The following is an 18937-nucleotide window of genomic DNA, read 5'->3' on the forward strand; positions in this document are numbered from 1 at the left end:
CTTTTAATTATTGAAAACGCCACAATATTACCATCTAAATCAGCGATTTGCTGCAATAACAGATGTATTGCTTCGGTTAATTCCACTATTATAGCCGACACTTTTAGCGACGACACATCTGTCATCCATTAGATTAATACTCAGTTTTAAAGAAGGTATTTTATGAGCGATTTACAACACCACCCGCTAATTATCCTCGGCTCGGGCCCTGCCGGTTATACCGCGGCCGTTTATGCTGCCCGCGCCAACTTAAATCCTGTGGTTATCACCGGGATGCAACAAGGTGGTCAGCTGACCACTACCACTGAGGTGGATAACTGGCCCGGTGATGTTGAAGGCCTACAAGGGCCCGACTTGATGGTGAGAATGCAGCAGCATGCTGAGCGTTTTGATACGCAGATTTTGTTTGATCATATCGAAGAGACCGACCTGAATCAGCGCCCTTTTATCCTTAAGGGTAATAGCGCCACTTATAGCTGCGACTCCTTAATTATCGCCACCGGTGCTTCAGCGCAGTATTTAGGTCTCCCCTCTGAAGAAGAGTTTATGGGTAAGGGTGTTAGTGCCTGTGCCACCTGTGACGGTTTCTTTTATCGCGGCAAGAAAGTCGCCGTTATTGGTGGCGGTAATACCGCTGTTGAAGAAGCCCTTTATCTCTCTAATCTGGCCTCTGAGGTTACTCTGGTTCACCGACGTGATAGCCTGCGCTCCGAGAAGATTCTCCGCGACAAGTTGCTAGAGAAAGAGAAAAACGGCAATGTAAATATTATCTGGAACCATACGCTGGAAGAGATTACTGGCGATGACATGGGCGTAAGCGGCCTTAATCTGGCCAGCACCACTGATGGCAGCAAGCAATCAATTGATGTGGCTGGTGTATTTATCGCTATCGGCCACAAGCCTAATACCGATATCTTTGAAGGCCAGCTGACCATGAAAGACGGCTATATCAAAATCAATAGCGGCCTTGAAGGCAAAGCCACACAAACCAGTGTGGAGGGTGTCTTTGCAGCCGGTGATGTAGCTGACCATATCTACCGTCAGGCGGTAACTTCGGCAGGCGCTGGCTGTATGGCCGCACTGGATGCTGAAAAGTATATGGATGATTTAGCCTAAGGCGATGACTTGACGCCGGGTTCCAACCCGGCGTCCAATAGGCCCATGTCTACCGTTAGCTGGCTTGACCCAGCCTCCGTTGAATTCCCAACCCCAGACCAGGCGCTGGAAGACCCCAATGGACTATTGGCTGTTGGCGGTGATTTAAGCCCTGAGCGATTAATTGCAGCCTATCGGCTGGGTATTTTCCCCTGGTTTGAAGAGTCCCAGCCAATACTTTGGTGGTCCCCCAGCCCCAGAGCGGTGCTTTTCCCTGCCAATATTTATCTGTCTAAAAGCTTAAAAAAACGCCTGCGACGCCAGCAATACAGCGTGAGCTGTGACCAGCAATTTAGCCAGGTAATGCAACACTGCGCCAATATCCCCCGCCAGGGCCAGGATGGCACCTGGATTACTGATGATATGCTGGAGGCTTATTGCCAGCTATTCGAGCAAGGCATAGCCCATTCTATTGAAGTCTGGTTTGAAGGCGAATTGATAGGTGGGCTTTACGGTATAGCGATTGGCAAAATTTTTTATGGGGAGTCGATGTTTAGCCTTAGAACTGACGCATCCAAAGTGGCCTTTGCCCATCTGGCGAAACAGCTGGATAACTGGCACTTTGCCCTGATTGACTGCCAAGTCTCAAACCCCCATTTAACCCGTCTTGGGGCAGAAGAAATCGATCGCGGGCTGTTTAGCCAGCTACTTTCAGATAATATAGACAATACCGACCACCACAATTGGTCGGCAGACTGGAATTCGCTTTTTGCGATCTAAGCAGGCCGCAGTATGACAGCACTCTCAGAACTCAGGGTCTTTGCCACCCACCCTCACCCCTGCAGTTATCTTGATGACGAGCAGGCGACGACGCTATTTATTGACCCGGAAACAACGATTGATTCCACCACCTATAGCCAATTGGCTGAAATCGGCTTTAGACGCAGTGGCCCCCATATTTACCGCCCGCACTGCGGTAGCTGTAAAGCCTGTGTACCCGCCAGAGTGCCCGTAAGCACCTTTAACCCCAGCCGTAGGCAGCGCAGAATCATTAAACGCAATACAGACCTTGAGGTTGTTGAGATTAAGGACATTGGTCGGCAGGACTGCTATCAGCTCTATGAGCGCTATATTAATGCCCGTCACCAGGACGGTGATATGTACCCTCCCAGCTATGACCAATATATAAGTTTTTTAACCGATGATATGGGCATCACCCAGTATTACGGCTTTATGCTTGAGCAACAGTTAATCGCGGTGGCGGTTACCGATAAAATGGATAATGGCTTATCCGCGATTTACACCTTTTTTGACCCGGATATGGAGAAACGTAGCTTGGGGGTTTTTGGCGTTTTATGGCAGATTGAACAGGCCAAACAACTAGAGCTTGAGTATGTTTACTTGGGTTATTGGATTAAGCAATGCCGTAAGATGAGCTATAAAACTGACTATAGGCCACTACAGCTATTCCTTAATAATCGCTGGCTAACATTGGGCTAATGCACTTTGCTTCCTGAAGCATTTTCAGGCACAATGCGCGCAGTTTTTCACCAGTGGGTGAAGTATCTGTTAAATATTTGAGGAATACGCCGAATGGCAAAAGAAGAACAGCTAGAAATGGAAGGCGAAGTGATTGACACCCTTCCCAACACTACGTTTAAAGTAAGACTGGAAAACGGCCACGAAGTGATTGCTCATATTTCAGGCAAAATGCGTAAAAACTATATCCGTATTTTGACTGGCGATAAAGTTCGCGTTGAATTAACCCCCTACGATTTAAGCAAAGGTCGTATTACTTACCGCGCAAGATAAACTCTATTGAGCACTTCTGAATAGAGCTTAAAGAAGCGCCGCTATGCCAGCGCTTCTTCTTCAACCACTACCAACTCTCCATCTTCCACGCGAATTGATACCAGCCCACCCTCTTGCGACAAGTCGCCGAATAAGACTTTTTCAGCCAGCGGTTTTTTGATGTGCTCTTGAATAATACGCGCCATTGGTCTGGCCCCATATTCTTATCATAGCCTTTTCTAACCAGCCATAATCTCGCTTCATCATCGACGTCCAGCGTTACGCGCTTATCATCCAATTGACCCTGCAGTTCGATCAGGAATTTATCAACGACGGTCAGTACCACTTCTTCTGGCAATGGCTCAAACTGAACAATCGCATCAAGGCGGTTGCGGAATTCCGGCGTAAACAGGCGGTTAATCGCCTCCATAGCATCGGTGGTATTGTCCTGCTCGGTAAAGCCCATTGAGCGTCGACTGACACTTTCCGCACCGGCATTGGTGGTCATAATAAAGATCACATTGCGAAAATCGGCTTTACGACCATTATTATCCGTTAGGGTACCGTGATCCATAATCTGCAATAGCAAATTAAATACTTCTGGATGGGCTTTTTCGATTTCATCCAGCAATACGACGGAGTGAGGATGTTTGGTAACTGCCTCGGTTAGCAAACCGCCCTGGTCATAACCCACATAACCTGGAGGCGCACCAATTAAGCGAGACACGGTATGCCGCTCCATATACTCAGACATATCAAAGCGAATTAATTCAAGGCCCAGAATTTTTGACAGCTGATTGCTGACTTCTGTTTTACCAACACCAGTTGGACCGGCCAACAGGAAAGAACCAATCGGCTTTTCCAGCGACTTCAATCCAGCGCGGGCCATTTTGATAGCGGTTGATAAAGTAGTAATGGCGTTGTCCTGGCCAAATACCACCATTTTTAAATTCTCTTCCAGCTTCATCAATGATTCTTTATCGTCAGAAGAAACAGACTTTGGTGGAATGCGCGCAATCTTGGCAACAATAGCTTCAATATCGGGAACACCGATCACCTTCTTACGCTTACTAACCGTTTGCAAACGCTGGAAAGCACCCGCCTCGTCAATCACATCAATCGCTTTGTCCGGCATAAAACGGTCATTGATATAACGATCCGATAATTCAGCGGCAGCTTGCAGTGCCTTATCGTTGTAACGAATATCATGATGCTCTTCAAAGCGGCTTTTTAAACCTTTTAAAATACGATAGGTTTCATCCACAGAGGGCTCAAGCACGTCAACTTTCTGGAAGCGACGACTAAGCGCTCTATCCTTATCAAAAATTCCGCGATATTCCTGAAAGGTCGTTGAACCAATACAACGCATTTGGCCACTACTTAATAGCGGCTTTAATAAGTTAGAAGCATCCATCACACCACCGGACGCTGCACCGGCACCGATTATGGTATGAATTTCATCGATAAACAAAATGGAGTGTTCGCGCTTTTTCAAATCCGCAAGCAAGCCCTTAAAACGCTTTTCAAAATCACCGCGGTATTTGGTGCCCGCCAGTAGCGAACCCATATCTAAGGAGTAGACAACGCTTTCTTTTAAAATTTCAGGTACATCACCATCAACAATTAATTTAGCCAAACCTTCAGCAATTGCGGTTTTACCGACACCAGATTCACCCACCAATAAAGGGTTGTTTTTTCTGCGGCGGGACAGGATTTGTGAAACCCGTTCCACTTCACCAGAGCGCCCCACTAATGGATCAATTCTGCCAAGCCGAGCTTCTTCGTTTAGATTGGTTGCAAAATTCTCCAGCGGACTTTTTTCGCTTTCGCCAGCGGCTTGCTCATCATCGGTTGGAGATTGGTTATGATCGAGACCATGGTCCGACTCACCGGCAACTTTAGAGATGCCATGGGTCAGGTAATTGACAACATCAAGACGGGCAACAGTCTGTTGCTTAAGGAAATATACAGCCTGGCTTTCTTGTTCGCTAAAAATAGCCACCAGCACATTGGCACCCGTCACTTCTTTCTTTCCGGAGGACTGCACATGGAAAACAGCTCGCTGTAACACCCGCTGAAACCCCAATGTAGGCTGAGTTTCACGCTCTACCTCACGCTCCGGGATTAATGGGGTTGTAGAATCCACAAAATCGACCAAATCAGTCCGCAACTGGGTCAAATCGGCACCACAGGCAACCATAACATTGGCCGCGACCGCATTATCGACCAGCGCTAATAACAGGTGCTCAACGGTCATAAATTCATGCCGTTTGGTTCGAGCGCCTTTAAAGGCCTGATTTAACGTCTGCTCAAGATCCTTACTTAACATACCTATACTCCAATCTCTGGGTCGTAGTGACGGTCCATGCCACGGATAACCTCAATCTACGACTGTTGGCTCCAGGCGCCACAGTTTACGGGCTCTCTAGCCCTCAGATACTTCTATTTCAGCCAGCAAGGGATGTTCACTATCCCTTGCATATTGATTCACTTGGGCCGCTTTAGTTTCAGCTATGTCCTTGGTATAGATGCCACAAACACCTTTACCTTGTGTATGTACGGCTAACATCACCTGAGTGGCCTTCTCTCGGCCCATATTAAAGAACATTTCTAATATCTCGACGACAAACTCCATTGGGGTGTAATCGTCATTAAGCAGTATCACTTGATACATAGAAGGTGGCTTCAGCTCTGGCTTTGCTTCAGCCAGGGCCACATCCCCTTCCCGATCATAGTCAGGGGGAAGATCATCACCTTCGCCCATGTTTAATGTTAGTTGAAGATTTTCGTGTTTACCCATATTCCTACCTTTAAGCACAACAATTGCCAAATAAATCACCCTTATTTTAACTCTATTGGCTATATTTCAGCCAGAACGCTTGACTATTGGTTAAAAAATGTTAAAAAAGTCACGTTCTATTAGAACTATCAAGGGGGCGTTGCCTAACAAATTGTAATAACAAGCTGTTAAACAACGTAGTGATATGTAAATACGCCCACGTACGGGCAATAATAAAAGGACCTCTGCTATGCAAACTGGAATAGTGAAGTGGTTCAACAACGCTAAAGGCTTTGGTTTTATCCTTCCTGAAGGTGGTGGTGCAGATATCTTTGCTCATTACTCTTCTATTGATATGGGTGGATATAAAACCTTAAAAGCTGGTCAAGCTGTATCTTATGAGACCGTGAACGGCCCCAAAGGCCTTCATGCGACCAATATACATGCTACCGATGCTTCTAGCGATGGTGAATCTACTGAAGTTACCGATGCTGCAACAGAAAATCAGTTAACGGCTGATTAATCCAAGCTCAGCCAGCTCTGTCTATTTCCACAGCACATTAGGCCGGTTTTATCGATTTAATGGACTGCGGCAGTGAAATACACAAGCTGGTGATCATTTTGCCGCTATCAGCAGCTATGCTGAGGGCATCTTATCGATAATTGCATCCCCAAATTCCGAACATTTCAATAATCTGGCCCCTTCCATCAGGCGTTCAAAGTCATAAGTTACCGTCTTCGCCTGAATAGCACCGTTCATACCCTCAATAATCAGGTCAGCCGCTTCATTCCAGCCCAGGTGTCGCAGCATCATTTCTGCTGAGAGAATTAGTGAGCCTGGGTTTACCTTATCCTGACCAGCATATTTGGGGGCCGTACCATGGGTCGCCTCAAATAAGGCAATGTTATCACTGAGGTTAGCGCCGGGGGCAATACCTATACCGCCCACCTGAGCCGCCAGGGCATCCGACAGATAATCACCGTTAAGATTAAGAGTGGCGATAACACTATATTCATCAGGACGCAGCAAGACTTGCTGCAACATGGCATCGGCAATCACATCTTTAATAATAATCTCTTTACCGGTTACCGGGTTGTTTAAGCGCATCCAGGGACCGCCGTCTAATAGCTCAGCACCAAACTCTTCCTGGGCCAGCTGGTAACCCCAATCTTTAAAGGCCCCCTCGGTAAACTTCATAATATTGCCTTTGTGTACCAGGGTCAGTGAAGGCAAATCCTGATCAATGGTATATTGCAGCGCTTTACGAACGAGTCGCTGGGTACCCTCTTTGGAGACAGGCTTAATACCAATACCGCAGTCATCAGGGAAACGGATTTTGCTAACACCCATCTCAGCCTGAAGGTATTGAATGATCTTGCTGGCCTGAGCGGTACCAGCCTTCCACTCAATACCGGCATAAATATCCTCGGAATTTTCACGGAAAATAACCATATTGGTCTTACCGGGCTCTTTGACCGGCGAAGGCACACCTTCAAACCAACGCACCGGGCGTAAACAGGTATATAAATCCAACTCCTGACGCAGAGCCACATTTAAGGATCGGAAACCGCCACCCACCGGCGTGGTTAGCGGGCCTTTAATTCCCACAGAATATTCTTTAATCGCATCTAGCGTTTCTGCAGGAAACCAATCACCGTCGTACATCTCGGCCGCTTTTTCGCCGGTAAATATCTCCATCCAACTGATTTTTCGCCGACCGTCATAGGACTTTTCTACAGCCGCATCCACCACTTTAATCATCACTGGGCTTATGTCCACGCCGATACCATCCCCCTCAATAAAGGGAATAATTGGCTGATCGGGTACGTTTAGCGATAAATCACTATTAATAGAAATTTTCTCGCCATGGTCTGGCACCTTGATAAATTGGTAAGACATCAGAATCTCCTTTGATCAATCAGGCAAGTAAAAGGCAGTTCAAAAATTTATCCACCTTTATACAATCATTCAATAAAAACTAAAAGGGCCATCATGATGACAGCCCTTGTTTTGGATACAACTTTTTACGCAAAGTACCTTTAATTAGGCGATAGAATCCAGGGCACTGTTAAAGGTAGCACTCGGCCGCATCGCTTTTTCAGCCAGCGCATCATCGGGACGATAATAACCACCCAACTCAATCGCTGCACCCTGCACGGCATTTAACTCATCGATAATAGCCGACTCATTGTCCAGCAAGTTGGCAGAAAGCGCAGCAAAAGAAGCCTGTAACTGCGTATCTTCCGTCTGTGCAGCCAGCGCTTCGGCCCAGTACATGGCCAGATAAAAGTGGCTACCACGATTATCTAACTCGCCGACTTTACGGGAAGGCGACTTATTGTTTTGCAACAATTTTGCCGTGGCTGCATCTAGAGTTTTAGCCAGTACTTTGGCTTTTGCGTTATCGGTTTTATCGGCAAGGTCTTCCAATGATACCGCCAAGGCCAAAAACTCACCCAGTGAATCCCAGCGCAAGTGCCCTTCTTCTTCAAATTGCTGAACGTGTTTCGGGGCAGAACCACCAGCACCAGTTTCAAATAAGCCACCGCCATTCATCAGTGGAACAATGGACAGCATTTTGGCACTGGTACCCAGTTCCATAATTGGGAAAAGGTCTGTTAAGTAATCACGCAGTACATTGCCTGTAACAGAAATGGTATCTTCACCGCGAATCAAGCGTTCCATGGTGTAGCGAATCGCAGACACGGGATCCATAATCTTAATGACCAGCCCCTCTGTATTATGATCCGGCAAATATTGTTCAACTTTTTTAATCAACTGAACATCATGGGCACGGGCTGTATCTAACCAGAATACCGCAGGCGTATCTGTTGCTCTGGCGCGGTTGACCGCCAGTTTAATCCAGTCCTGAATAGGGCCATCTTTGGCCTGGCACATTCTCCAGATATCACCCTCTTCACACTCATGCTGCATTAAAACAGTGTCATTATTATCAACAATGCGAACCGTGCCATCGAATGGAAGTTCAAAAGTTTTATCGTGAGAACCATACTCTTCAGCTTTTTTAGCCATTAAACCAACGTTCGGTACGGTACCCATCGTGGTAGGATCAAAAGCGCCATGGGTTTTACAGAAATTAATCATTTCCTGATAGAAACGGGCATAAGTACTTTCGGGGATAACCGCTTTAGTATCATGCAGTTTACCATCAGGCCCCCACATTTTACCTGACTCACGAATCATGGCAGGCATCGATGCATCGACAATAACGTCGCTGGGAACGTGCAGGTTTGAAATACCCTTGTCTGAATTTACCATCGCCATTGCTGGACGATCTAAATAACACGCCTGGATATCACGCTCGATTTCAGTACGTTTTGACGAGGGTAGTTGTTCGATTTTTTCATACACATTACCCAGGCCACTATTGGCATTAACACCAAGCTTAGCAAAGGTGTCAGCATGCTTCTCAAACAAGTCTTTATAATAAACCTTAACCGCATGACCAAATACAATCGGGTGAGACACCTTCATCATGGTCGCTTTTACGTGCAGAGAAAAGAGTACATCGGTATTTTTTGCGTCTTCAATTTGCTCTTCAAAAAACTGGCAAAGTGCTTTTTTACTCATAAACATACCGTCGATAATCTCACCGGCCAACAGAGAGGTTTTCTCTTTTAGCACCGTAGTTTCTCCGGCTTTATTAACAATCTCAATTCTTACATCGCAGGGGCTTTCAATCACTGTCGATTGTTCACTGGAATAAAAATCACCACCGCGCATATGGGCAACGTGCGTTCTGGAGGCCTGGCTCCAGGCGCCCATTTTATGAGGATTGGTTTTAGCGAACTGCTTAACGGACGGTGGAGCACGACGATCAGAATTACCTTCACGTAGCACTGGATTAACCGCGCTACCTAATACATTGGCATAACGCGCCTTAATCGCTTTGTCTTCATCCGTCTGGGGATCTTCCGGATAATCCGGTACCGCAAAGCCCTGCGCCTGCAATTCAGCAATAGCCGCTTTAAGTTGGGGAATGGAGGCACTGATATTAGGCAATTTAATAATGTTGGCTTCTGGCAGCAGGGTCAATTCACCTAACTCTGCTAGAGCATCGGATATTTTCTGTTCATCACTGAGGTTTTCAGGAAAGTTGGCAATGATACGACCAGAAAGAGAGATATCTCTTTTCTCTACTGCTATATCAGCGGCCTTGGTGAAAGCATTAACAATAGGCAGCAATGAATAAGTGGCTAAGGCTGGTGCTTCATCGGTTTTTGTATAAATTATCTTTGATAGTTCTGACATACTAGGTTCCCGGTATTTCAATGGAAATAAGGCAATGAAAGCTTCTATTGGCTTCTTCTTTATAATCTGCCTCGGTTTTTGCGGCCGCGATTATAGCAGCAAGCAGGACTTTTCGATAGATGATAATATCGCTTAAAACAATCACTTAGCTTAATATCGATCAATAAATGGCCAAAATCATCCTTCTTAACAAACCTTTTAACGTACTTTGTCAGTTTACGGATAAAGAAGGCCGCGCCAACCTGGCGGATTTTGTCGATACAGCGGGAGTCTATCCCGCCGGCCGACTGGATTACGACTCTGAAGGTCTGGTGATTTTGACCGATGACGGCAAATTACAACACCAAATCAGCCATCCTGATGCCAAGCAGAGTAAAACCTACTGGGTGCAAGTTGAAGGCAGCCCCAGCCATACAGACCTTGAGCCCCTTAGGCGAGGTATAAAGCTAAACGATGGGCTCTGCCGCCCCGCCAAAGTGGCGCTGATAGAAGAACCTGCTATCTGGCCCAGAACGCCACCGGTCAGGCAGCGGTCTGCTATACCGACTTCATGGCTTGAACTAAGTATCAGTGAGGGCCGCAATCGGCAGGTCCGACGAATGACGGCGGCAATTGGCCACCCTACCCTCAGGCTAATACGGGCCAAAGTGGGTGATTGGACAATCGATGGGCTGGCCCCAGGGGAATCCAGGCAACTGACCATACACGCCCCTGCGAACAATTCACAACGCAAGGGACATTCAACTCGGCGCAATAGAAGGCTATAATCGCTACTTTTCGTAAATCAGTTGTAGGTAGAATGATGGATTGGCAGCCCCACGTTACCGTAGCCACGGTAATAGAAAAAGATGGCAAGTATTTATTAGTAGAGGAACGCTGTAACGGTGAACTGGTTTTTAATCAGCCCGCAGGCCATCTGGACCCTAATGAAACACTGGAACAGGCTGCTGTCCGTGAAACCTTTGAAGAAACCGGCTGGCACATTGAATTGCAAGGTGTCGTCGGTGTTGCTTTATACACCTCTCCCCACAATCAGGTGACCTACCACCGCACCACTTTTTACGCCAACGCCCTGGAGCATGACCAGCAGCAACCACTCGATGACGGCATCGAACAAGCGGTCTGGATGAGCTATGAGGAAATGCTCGCCAGCAGTGATAGAATGCGCTCTAATCTGGTGATCAAGTGTATAGAGCAATACCAGCAAGGTCATCGCTACCCGATTGAGATGGTATTCGAGTAATACTGTCCCTTAATCAACAACCTGTGTGAACACGCTTATATGAACCCCCTTTCCCAACAAAAAGTCATTGTCGGCATGTCCGGCGGTGTCGATTCTTCGGTCTCAGCCCTGCTGCTACAGCAGCAAGGCTATCAGGTCGAAGGCTTGTTTATGAAAAACTGGGACGAAGACGACGGCACGGAATACTGCACGGCCAAAGATGACCTTGCCGATGCGCAGGCGGTGTGCGATAAATTGAACATACATTTGCATACTGCCAACTTTGCCGCAGAATATTGGGACAATGTGTTTGAGCATTTTCTTGAAGAGTATAAAGCGGGGCGAACACCGAACCCGGATATCCTTTGTAACCGGGAAATCAAGTTCAAAGCTTTTTTGGATTATGCGCTGGTATTAGGGGCAGATTTTATTGCCACCGGCCACTATGTGCGCAAATACCAGCATGGAGACAGCGCCAAACTAATCAAAGGTCTGGATAATAACAAAGATCAAAGCTATTTCTTACATGCTGTCAGCGGCAAAGAAATCGCTAAAACACTCTTTCCTGTCGGTGAATTAGCAAAACCTGAAGTGCGCGCCATTGCCGAACAACACGATCTGGTGACTCACAACAAAAAAGACAGTACCGGTATTTGTTTTATCGGCGAGCGGCGTTTTAAAGATTTTTTACAGCAATACCTACCGGCTCAACCTGGCGAGATAGAAGATATTGATGGCAATCCAATGGGCCAACACAATGGCTTGATGTATCACACCATCGGCCAGCGCCAGGGCCTGGGGATTGGCGGCGTAAAAGGCGCTGGCGATCAACCCTGGTATGTGGTCGATAAGGACCTGGATCGCAATGTCTTAATTATTACCCAGGGCAAACAGCATCCGCGCTTATTTAAGCAAGCTCTGTCCGTCAGGGAGATACACTGGATTGACGGTATTGAACCGGAACTGCCCTACCGCTGTATGGCAAAAGTACGTTACCGACAGCATGATCAAGCCTGCGAGATTAACCGTCAGGGCACTACTTATCAGGTGATTTTCGACGATCCCCAGCGCGCTATTACACCGGGGCAATCCGCCGTTTTCTACGACGGTGAAATCTGTCTGGGCGGCGGTGTTATCGAACAAGCGTATAATCTGGCCACGACGGCCAGTACGGCAACGGCATAACCTTTAGGTCACTATCCTTGGCAACTGATCCCAACACCTCGCAAACTTTAGCTCTGGCTGGCGTATTACAAACGGCTTATCTGGTCGACCAGATAGCGCGTACGGGTACAGCCCCGGCCGAAAGTGTTAACCCTTCACTTAACAGCCTGTTTGCCTTTGATGCCAATAGCACTGAAGCCGTTTATGGCGGAATTCACGGTGTAAAACTGGGCCTACAAGTACTGACTGATATTCTTAATGGCTCCAAGCGGCAACAATATAGCACCATTATTCGCTACACCCTGGGCATGCTGTATTTACAAAAGAAGCTATCAGCCAACGATGAACTGCTAAATATCATGCGTAGCCGACTAGAACATGCCTCACTCAATGCAGAGCATTTTAGTGATAACCCAGCATCTACCACAAAAAGTATTGCGGCGATTTATCAGGATACCCTGAGCACTTTTAAGTTCAGGATTCAAGTGAGCGGCAGCATGCAGCAGCTGCAAAACAGCCAGAACGCCGATACGATTAGAGCTTTGTTACTGGCCGGTATTCGCAGCGCTGTTCTATGGCGGCAAACCGGTGGCAGGCGCTGGAAATTACTGCTCAATAGGCGCCAGCTGCTTAATAGCGCCAGAGAGTTGCTGGCGACGCTATAATCAGCCTTGATTAGCGCTGAAATCACCGCCTGAATCATGTATGATTGCGCCCCTTTCCAGACAACCCTTTTAGACAACGAGACAAGTCCATGGATTTATCAGCACTAACCGCGATCTCCCCTATCGACGGCCGCTACGGCAGCAAAACCGCTTCTTTAAGGGGCGTTTTTAGTGAGTTTGGTTTAATTAAAAACCGTGTATTGGTAGAGGTACGCTGGCTGCAATGCCTGGCAGCCCACCCCGCTATTAGTGAAGTCCCCGCCTTTAGCGATACCGCCGATGACTTGCTGAACAGTATTACTGACAACTTCTCAGAAGCCGACGCACTGGCAATCAAAGAGATCGAGAGTACGACCAACCATGATGTTAAGGCGGTTGAGTACTTCCTGAAAAAAGCGGTGGCTGACAACGAAGAAGTGAATGCGGTTAGCGAGTTTATTCACTTTGCCTGTACTTCTGAAGATATTAACAATCTGTCTCACGCCTTAATGCTTAAAGAAGGCCGTGACATTATCCTGACATCCATGAATGGCCTGATTGATAAAATGACAGCGCTGAGCAGTGAGTATGCCGATACGCCGATGCTATCGCGCACCCACGGCCAAACAGCCAGCCCTTCCACCATGGGTAAAGAATTTGCCAATGTGGTGGCTCGCCTGCGTCGTCAGGTACAGCAAATCGAAAAAATTGAACTGCTCGGTAAAATCAACGGCGCTGTCGGTAACTACAACGCTCACTTGTCGGCTTACCCGGATATTGACTGGCAAGCCAACGCGCAAAGCTTTGTCGAGAGCTTGGGTATTCAATGGAATCCCTACACAACCCAGATTGAGCCCCACGATTATATCGCGGAATTATTTGATGGCTTTGCCCGCTTTAATACCATCCTGATTGATTTGGACCGCGATATTTGGGCCTATATCTCTATGGGGTTTTTCAAGCAACGGGTTATTGCCGGCGAAGTGGGTTCATCCACTATGCCGCATAAAGTGAACCCTATTGATTTTGAAAACTCAGAAGGTAACTTGGGATTGGCCAATGCGGTGTTTTCTCATATGGCCACAAAACTTCCAGTGTCACGCTGGCAGCGAGACCTGACCGACTCAACGGTATTACGCAATATGGGGGTAGGCATCGGGTATAGCCTGATCGCTTATGCTGCAACGCTAAAAGGCTTGGGTAAACTACAAATCAACCGCGAGCGTCTGGCTGAAGATTTGGACAATAGCTGGGAGGTATTGGCTGAACCTATCCAAACAGTGATGCGCCGTTACAATATTGAAGAGCCCTATGAAAAACTCAAAGCACTAACTCGCGGCCAAACGATTAACCGTGAAACACTGGATGTGTTTATTGATACTCTGGAGATTCCTGAGGAAGCCAAAGAAAGCCTTAGAAAGCTGTCACCAGATACCTATATAGGCAACGCCATTGACCAGGCCAACAATATTTAAGCGCTCCCAAAGCCTCGCAACGCGGGGCTTTTTTTATGACTCTTTTGCAACCGACAATCACACGTAACGCTATGATCAATAATTTTGATATCGATGATTTTTTACAACATCACTGGCAACAAAAACCACTGCTGATTCGCAACGCCTTTGTGAATTTTAGCAACCCGCTGACGCCAGAAGAGTTGGCGGGGCTTGCCTGCGAAGAAGACGTTGAATCCAGAATCGTTGCCAAAAAAAACGGCCATTACGAACTAGCTCACGGACCTTTTGAAGAATCGGTCTTTACTTCATTACCCGATACTGACTGGACCCTACTGGTACAAGCTGTAGACCACTATGACCGTGATGTAGCCGATTTATTAAATCAATTCAGGTTTATACCTAACTGGCGCATCGATGACGTTATGGTCAGCTATGCCAGTAAAAACGGTGGAATTCCTGCCCATACAGATAACTATGATGTTTTTTTATTGCAGGGCGCCGGTTGCCGCCAGTGGCAACTCGGCTCAAAAACCACCCACGTCAGCCAGCTACAAAGCAATGAAGAACTGCAACTATTGGACGATTTTGAACCTGAACAAGAATGGCTATTAAATCCAGGCGATATGCTCTATGTTCCGCCCGGCTTCGGCCACCGGGGCACCTCAATGGATAATGACTGTATGACGTATTCCATTGGGTTTAGAGCACCTAGCCACGGTGAATTATTATCGGATTTTTGTGATCACCAAATCAGCCTGCTGAATGAACAGCAGCGCTATAGCGATCCACAGCTAAAACACCAGCAGCACCCCGGGCAAATTACTCCAGCAACACTGGATAAAGTACAGGACATACTTAAAAAATTGGTTGATGATAAAGACGCTATCGCTCACTGGTTCGGCGAATTTATGACGCTATCCAAATACCCCAGAGAAGTAAGCAGACTGGAGCTCAGTGACAATGACATCCGCTCAATGCTAAACGAGCATAACGTTTTATACCGTGATAATAGCTCCCGCTTTGCCTATACCAACACCAACAAGCAAACAACTCTACATATCAATGCCCAAAGCTATAATGCATCGTTAGAACTTGCCGCCCTGCTCGCCAATAATGATCAATATTCTACGGCCGCTATTCAAGCATTGCTTGCCGACAGAGAAAGTTTTACGCTGATTCAACAACTTATTCAGCAGGGCGAGCTCTATTTTGAGGAACAGCATAACGATGACGTTTACGGTTAGAGCGGCAATATGGCAACAGGATAAAGTGCTGCTGCGGGCGGTGCGCACAGCGGTATTTGTAGAAGAGCAGCAAGTGCCAATTGAATTAGAATGGGACGAGCATGATGAGCAAGCCTTGCACTGGCTGGCTCTTAACGAACAGAACGAAGCTATCGGTACCTGCCGGATGCTTGCAGATGGACATATTGGCCGCATGGCCACATTAAAACCGTATCGCGGCCAGGGTGTTGGTCGGGCCTTATTGGAACAGGCTATTGCGAGCGCCCGCTCTGATCAATTATTTGAAGCCTACTTATATGCACAGACCCATGCTATCGCGTTTTATCAGCAGGCTGGTTTTATCGCTGTAGGTGAAGAATTTATGGATGCCAATATGCCCCATAAAACCATGCGCCTCGCCTTAGCGGAACAGCGACTAGTTGGCATTCATGGGGGCAATTTTGTTATCGACAATTTTAAACAAGCGGCGCTGGATATTAGCCGCCAGGCGCAAAAGCAATGCCGCATACTTTCCTATGATCTGGATGCGCGCACCTTTGATAACAATGAGTTTCGGCAAATATTCTCTGATTTGGCCCGAAAAAGCCGCTATACCGAAATTCGTATACTGGTTGTTGATACTGCACCGATGGTTAGACTGAGTCACAGACTGCTGACGTTGCAGCGGCGTTTATCCAGCAATATCCTGATTCGCAAAACCACCGCCAGCCCCCACGATATTAAACACAACCTTATTATTACCGATCAATGCGCTATGATATGCCAATCTATGAAAGACCCTGATAAGATCTGGGGTAATTATCATAACCACCCGGTTGTACAAAGCTATATAGAACAGTACGATGATTTATGGGAACGGGCCAAAGAAGATAAAGACCTCAGGCAGCTGGAGATTTAAATGACTAGTAAGCAGAGCAATACCTACCCTGCATTATGTTTATGGCTATTAATCACCACCGTACTAAGCGCAAGCGTCTACGCTAGCGATATCAGCGGCCAATCCGCGCAAGAAAACGTTGTTGAGTTTTATCAACCCAGCCATCAATTAGCGGATGAATTAAAGTCATCAATTAACGCTTTGTATGAGGACGAAGTCAAACTTGCTGTAGAAAACCAGCAATTGATCATTCGCGGTGAGCGCGCCAAGGTGAATGAAATACTGGAAATGCTCGCTAAATTGGATAAAGCACCGCAACGCTTCAATGTAGAAATCAGCAACAACCCGGGAAAATCTGGCGCTAAAACCTATTCAACCAATAGCCGTGCTGTTAGTCAGGGGGTTTTTACCCTAACTGAGAATATCCCTTTTATTACCGTAAAAGAAACGCGCGCGCAAACGGTTAACGGTGTGCGACCACTGCTGTGGTCAAGGGTTGAGGAAATACCCGTCCAGCAGGAGTACTTACAACTGACCGTAAAAGGTTCACAAGACCATGTCTATGTAACGGTAAAAATGCAGACCTTACAGAATGGCCGATTTGCCATGATCAATAATGAAATCAGCGGACCTAGCTACCAGTGGTTATCTATCGGCTCCAATGGCAATCGTACCACCAGCACCAGCACAAAAACTTACGGCACCAACAGCCGTGATATCGATGCTTTATATATTAAAGTCACCCCGGCCAACTAAAGCATCACTCCAATCTCTGTGCCCTGATAGATCAACTCGTAGGTTTTAAGCCCGCGGCAAGGCGCTTCAGTGGCCACCATTAACTCACCGGTGGCAATATCAAACTGATAGCCATGCAGCGAACAGCGCAATCTGGAGCCATCAATATCTGATTCAGAAATGGGGTGACCGCGGTGCGGGCAAGTACTTTCCAGTAAATAGCGCTCACCGGCAACCTGCAATAAAATCAAATTATACAGGTCAATTTTAAATACCTTACGATAGCCATCGTGCAGGTTGATTAATTTATCTAATGAATAAAAACGCATAGCCAGATCCAGTTCTAACGGTCATCATTAACATTGGCAGGTCCTGAGGCTGGAAAATAAGCAATATGCCGTTAAACTGCAAGTACCATCAATAAAAAACTGTCAATAATAAACCCTCAATAAAAACTAGCGTTTATGACCGAAGCAACAACACAAACCGGCGATAACCCGGCAGCACCGAATACTGGCACCGCATTGATTATGCCTGGCGGTGGTGCCCGGGCAGCCTATCAAGTAGGTGTACTTAAGGCTCTGGCAGAAATCACCAAAGCAGAGTATGACTACCCCTTCCCTGTATTGTGCGGCACATCTGCCGGCGCACTTAATGCCGTCGCCATTGCCAGCAAAGAGCAGAGTTTTGAGCAGAGTTGTGCCTGGCTGGAAGAACTATGGCTTAACCTGGGCACGGACCATGTCTACCGCAGCGACTGGTCGGGTATTTTTCGCAATGCCTGGCGCTTAATCGCTTCATTATTTAATTCAGGTATAGCTGTTGGTCGCCCGGTTGCCCTGCTGGACAATGCCCCCTTAAAACAATTTCTGCGAGAAAAAATCGACTTCTCCGGTATTGGTCGCAATTTAAAAGCAGGCAAGCTCTCGGCAGTGTGTGTTACAGCGATGAACTATACAGAGCGGGTATCGGTGAGTTTTTACCAAGGCGGCCCTGAAAACGCCGAATGGCAACGTTGGCGTCGACAAGGTATTCCTACCCCCCTACAGCTACGGCATTTGCTGGCATCTACCGCCATCCCAACCATTTTTCCACCACAGCGTATCGGTAGAAATTATTATGGTGACGGCGCTTTAAGGCAGCTGGCCCCAATCAGCCCTGCACTGCACCTTGGCGCTGACAAAGTGATGATTATTAGTACCACTGGGCACAAACGCAATTATGACCAACCCTATAGCCGCATCCATTCCCCCGCTTTTGGTCAGGTTATTGGCCATCTGCTCAATAGTGCATTTGTCGATAGCCTGGAAACCGATATCGAGCTATTGGAACAAATGAACCAATTGCTAAAGATTAGTAACAGCGAATTAAAAAATCAGGAAGGCAGGACATTGCGCCCCGTTGACATCCATGTGGTTTCACCCTCAGAAGATATTGATGCGCTGGCGGACGAGCATTTTAAAGAACTGCCCACCAGTATCAAAACCTTCTTACGAGTTAGTGGCGGCGGCTCTAGTAGCGGCGGTGTTAATATCGCCAGCTACCTCTTATTTACACCAAAGTTTTGCCAGCATCTGATCAACCTTGGCTATAAAGATGGCAAAGATCAGGCAGAAGAGATACTCGCTTTTCTGGCAAAGGATTAAACTCGCAGGC

General features: G+C 47.0%; 18 protein-coding genes and 1 pseudogene. 14 read left to right on the top strand and 5 right to left on the bottom strand.

What is annotated here, in order from left to right:
- Positions 1-162 precede the first annotated feature (162 nt).
- The 4 genes from trxB to infA all read left to right on the top strand — a co-directional run bounded on the left by trxB (position 163) and on the right by infA (position 2907).
- Positions 163-1116: a thioredoxin-disulfide reductase gene (gene trxB / locus BST96_RS17695; protein WP_085759974.1), complete on the top strand. Its 954-nt coding sequence runs from the start codon at positions 163-165 to the stop codon at positions 1114-1116.
- A 45-nt stretch (positions 1117-1161) separates the two neighbouring features.
- Positions 1162-1875, top strand: coding sequence for a leucyl/phenylalanyl-tRNA--protein transferase (gene aat, locus BST96_RS17700; protein WP_085759975.1), 714 nt, complete (start codon positions 1162-1164; stop codon positions 1873-1875).
- A gap of 12 nt (positions 1876-1887) precedes the next feature.
- The gene (locus tag BST96_RS17705) at positions 1888-2595 is read left to right on the top strand and encodes an arginyltransferase (RefSeq protein WP_085759976.1); all 708 of its coding nucleotides are present in this window, start codon (positions 1888-1890) and stop codon (positions 2593-2595) included.
- A gap of 93 nt (positions 2596-2688) precedes the next feature.
- Positions 2689-2907 carry a translation initiation factor IF-1 gene (gene infA, locus BST96_RS17710; protein WP_085759977.1) on the top strand — a complete coding sequence of 73 codons (219 nt, stop codon included), beginning with the start codon at positions 2689-2691 and terminating at the stop codon, positions 2905-2907.
- Positions 2908-2948: 41 nt separating this feature from the next.
- On the opposite strand, the pseudogene clpA reads toward infA, so the two are convergent.
- Together clpA and clpS are read right to left on the bottom strand one after the other, a co-directional pair.
- Positions 2949-5215, bottom strand: a pseudogene (gene clpA, locus BST96_RS17715) (ATP-dependent Clp protease ATP-binding subunit ClpA).
- Between the two features lie 96 nt (positions 5216-5311).
- Positions 5312-5686 carry an ATP-dependent Clp protease adapter ClpS gene (gene clpS, locus BST96_RS17720; protein WP_085760586.1) on the bottom strand — a complete coding sequence of 125 codons (375 nt, stop codon included), beginning with the start codon at positions 5684-5686 and terminating at the stop codon, positions 5312-5314.
- A 229-nt stretch (positions 5687-5915) separates the two neighbouring features.
- Between clpS and cspD the strand changes: the two genes are divergently transcribed.
- The gene (cspD, locus tag BST96_RS17725; protein ID WP_085759978.1) at positions 5916-6188 is read left to right on the top strand and encodes a cold shock domain-containing protein CspD; all 273 of its coding nucleotides are present in this window, start codon (positions 5916-5918) and stop codon (positions 6186-6188) included.
- A 114-nt stretch (positions 6189-6302) separates the two neighbouring features.
- Here cspD and icd read toward each other — a convergent pair whose 3' ends face one another.
- Entirely contained in the window at positions 6303-7565 is a 1263-nt protein-coding gene (gene icd, locus BST96_RS17730; RefSeq protein ID WP_085759979.1) for an NADP-dependent isocitrate dehydrogenase, read from the bottom strand.
- A 144-nt stretch (positions 7566-7709) separates the two neighbouring features.
- Positions 7710-9938, bottom strand: a complete 2229-nt coding sequence (locus BST96_RS17735) for an NADP-dependent isocitrate dehydrogenase (RefSeq protein WP_085759980.1) — start codon at positions 9936-9938, stop codon at positions 7710-7712.
- Between the two features lie 167 nt (positions 9939-10105).
- Here BST96_RS17735 and BST96_RS17740 point away from each other — a divergent pair, with 167 nt between their 5' ends.
- From BST96_RS17740 to BST96_RS17775, 8 genes are all read left to right on the top strand, one after another.
- On the top strand, positions 10106-10705 hold the full coding sequence (locus tag BST96_RS17740; RefSeq protein ID WP_085759981.1) for a pseudouridine synthase: 600 nt from the start codon (positions 10106-10108) through the stop codon (positions 10703-10705).
- A gap of 32 nt (positions 10706-10737) precedes the next feature.
- Entirely contained in the window at positions 10738-11181 is a 444-nt protein-coding gene (locus BST96_RS17745) for an NUDIX hydrolase (RefSeq protein WP_338043287.1), read from the top strand.
- Positions 11182-11220: 39 nt separating this feature from the next.
- On the top strand, positions 11221-12345 hold the full coding sequence (gene mnmA / locus BST96_RS17750) for a tRNA 2-thiouridine(34) synthase MnmA (protein WP_085759983.1): 1125 nt from the start codon (positions 11221-11223) through the stop codon (positions 12343-12345).
- A 17-nt stretch (positions 12346-12362) separates the two neighbouring features.
- Entirely contained in the window at positions 12363-12989 is a 627-nt protein-coding gene (gene hflD / locus BST96_RS17755; protein WP_085759984.1) for a high frequency lysogenization protein HflD, read from the top strand.
- 89 nt (positions 12990-13078) lie between these two features.
- On the top strand, positions 13079-14443 hold the full coding sequence (gene purB, locus BST96_RS17760; RefSeq protein WP_085759985.1) for an adenylosuccinate lyase: 1365 nt from the start codon (positions 13079-13081) through the stop codon (positions 14441-14443).
- A 35-nt stretch (positions 14444-14478) separates the two neighbouring features.
- Complete coding sequence (locus BST96_RS17765) at positions 14479-15669, top strand: cupin domain-containing protein (RefSeq protein ID WP_240554838.1); 1191 nt, start codon at positions 14479-14481, stop codon at positions 15667-15669.
- Positions 15653-16567 carry a GNAT family N-acetyltransferase gene (locus BST96_RS17770; protein ID WP_085759987.1) on the top strand — a complete coding sequence of 305 codons (915 nt, stop codon included), beginning with the start codon at positions 15653-15655 and terminating at the stop codon, positions 16565-16567. Before BST96_RS17765 ends, BST96_RS17770 begins: the two co-directional genes overlap by 17 nt.
- Positions 16568-17302, top strand: coding sequence for a hypothetical protein (locus BST96_RS17775; protein ID WP_085759988.1), 735 nt, complete (start codon positions 16568-16570; stop codon positions 17300-17302).
- Here BST96_RS17775 and BST96_RS17780 read toward each other — a convergent pair.
- Complete coding sequence (locus BST96_RS17780; protein ID WP_085759989.1) at positions 17299-17610, bottom strand: Rieske (2Fe-2S) protein; 312 nt, start codon at positions 17608-17610, stop codon at positions 17299-17301. The two genes, BST96_RS17775 and BST96_RS17780, sit on opposite strands and share 4 nt — an antisense overlap.
- A gap of 135 nt (positions 17611-17745) precedes the next feature.
- Here BST96_RS17780 and BST96_RS17785 point away from each other — a divergent pair, with 135 nt between their 5' ends.
- Entirely contained in the window at positions 17746-18927 is a 1182-nt protein-coding gene (locus BST96_RS17785) for a patatin-like phospholipase family protein (protein WP_240554839.1), read from the top strand.
- The last annotated feature ends 10 nt before the right edge of the window (positions 18928-18937 follow it).

The organism is Oceanicoccus sagamiensis, from assembly GCF_002117105.1.
In the GTDB taxonomy this organism is placed as follows: Bacteria; Pseudomonadota; Gammaproteobacteria; order Pseudomonadales; family Dasaniaceae; genus Oceanicoccus; species Oceanicoccus sagamiensis.

Excerpts from the sequence above, each read along its gene's own strand:
- cspD (WP_085759978.1), top strand. The coding sequence starts at position 5,916 with ATGCAAACTGGAATAGTGAAGTGGTTCAACAACGCTAAAGGCTTTGGT.
- BST96_RS17765 (WP_240554838.1), top strand. The coding sequence starts at position 14,479 with ATGACTCTTTTGCAACCGACAATCACACGTAACGCTATGATCAATAAT.
- infA (WP_085759977.1), top strand. The coding sequence starts at position 2,689 with ATGGCAAAAGAAGAACAGCTAGAAATGGAAGGCGAAGTGATTGACACC.
- trxB (WP_085759974.1), top strand. The coding sequence starts at position 163 with ATGAGCGATTTACAACACCACCCGCTAATTATCCTCGGCTCGGGCCCT.
- BST96_RS17775 (WP_085759988.1), top strand. The coding sequence starts at position 16,568 with ATGACTAGTAAGCAGAGCAATACCTACCCTGCATTATGTTTATGGCTA.
- mnmA (WP_085759983.1), top strand. The coding sequence starts at position 11,221 with ATGAACCCCCTTTCCCAACAAAAAGTCATTGTCGGCATGTCCGGCGGT.
- BST96_RS17785 (WP_240554839.1), top strand. The coding sequence starts at position 17,746 with ATGACCGAAGCAACAACACAAACCGGCGATAACCCGGCAGCACCGAAT.
- icd (WP_085759979.1), bottom strand. The coding sequence starts at position 7,565 with ATGTCTTACCAATTTATCAAGGTGCCAGACCATGGCGAGAAAATTTCT.
- BST96_RS17735 (WP_085759980.1), bottom strand. The coding sequence starts at position 9,938 with ATGTCAGAACTATCAAAGATAATTTATACAAAAACCGATGAAGCACCA.
- purB (WP_085759985.1), top strand. The coding sequence starts at position 13,079 with ATGGATTTATCAGCACTAACCGCGATCTCCCCTATCGACGGCCGCTAC.
- clpS (WP_085760586.1), bottom strand. The coding sequence starts at position 5,686 with ATGGGTAAACACGAAAATCTTCAACTAACATTAAACATGGGCGAAGGT.
- BST96_RS17770 (WP_085759987.1), top strand. The coding sequence starts at position 15,653 with ATGACGTTTACGGTTAGAGCGGCAATATGGCAACAGGATAAAGTGCTG.
- BST96_RS17740 (WP_085759981.1), top strand. The coding sequence starts at position 10,106 with ATGGCCAAAATCATCCTTCTTAACAAACCTTTTAACGTACTTTGTCAG.
- BST96_RS17705 (WP_085759976.1), top strand. The coding sequence starts at position 1,888 with ATGACAGCACTCTCAGAACTCAGGGTCTTTGCCACCCACCCTCACCCC.
- aat (WP_085759975.1), top strand. The coding sequence starts at position 1,162 with ATGTCTACCGTTAGCTGGCTTGACCCAGCCTCCGTTGAATTCCCAACC.
- BST96_RS17745 (WP_338043287.1), top strand. The coding sequence starts at position 10,738 with ATGATGGATTGGCAGCCCCACGTTACCGTAGCCACGGTAATAGAAAAA.
- BST96_RS17780 (WP_085759989.1), bottom strand. The coding sequence starts at position 17,610 with ATGCGTTTTTATTCATTAGATAAATTAATCAACCTGCACGATGGCTAT.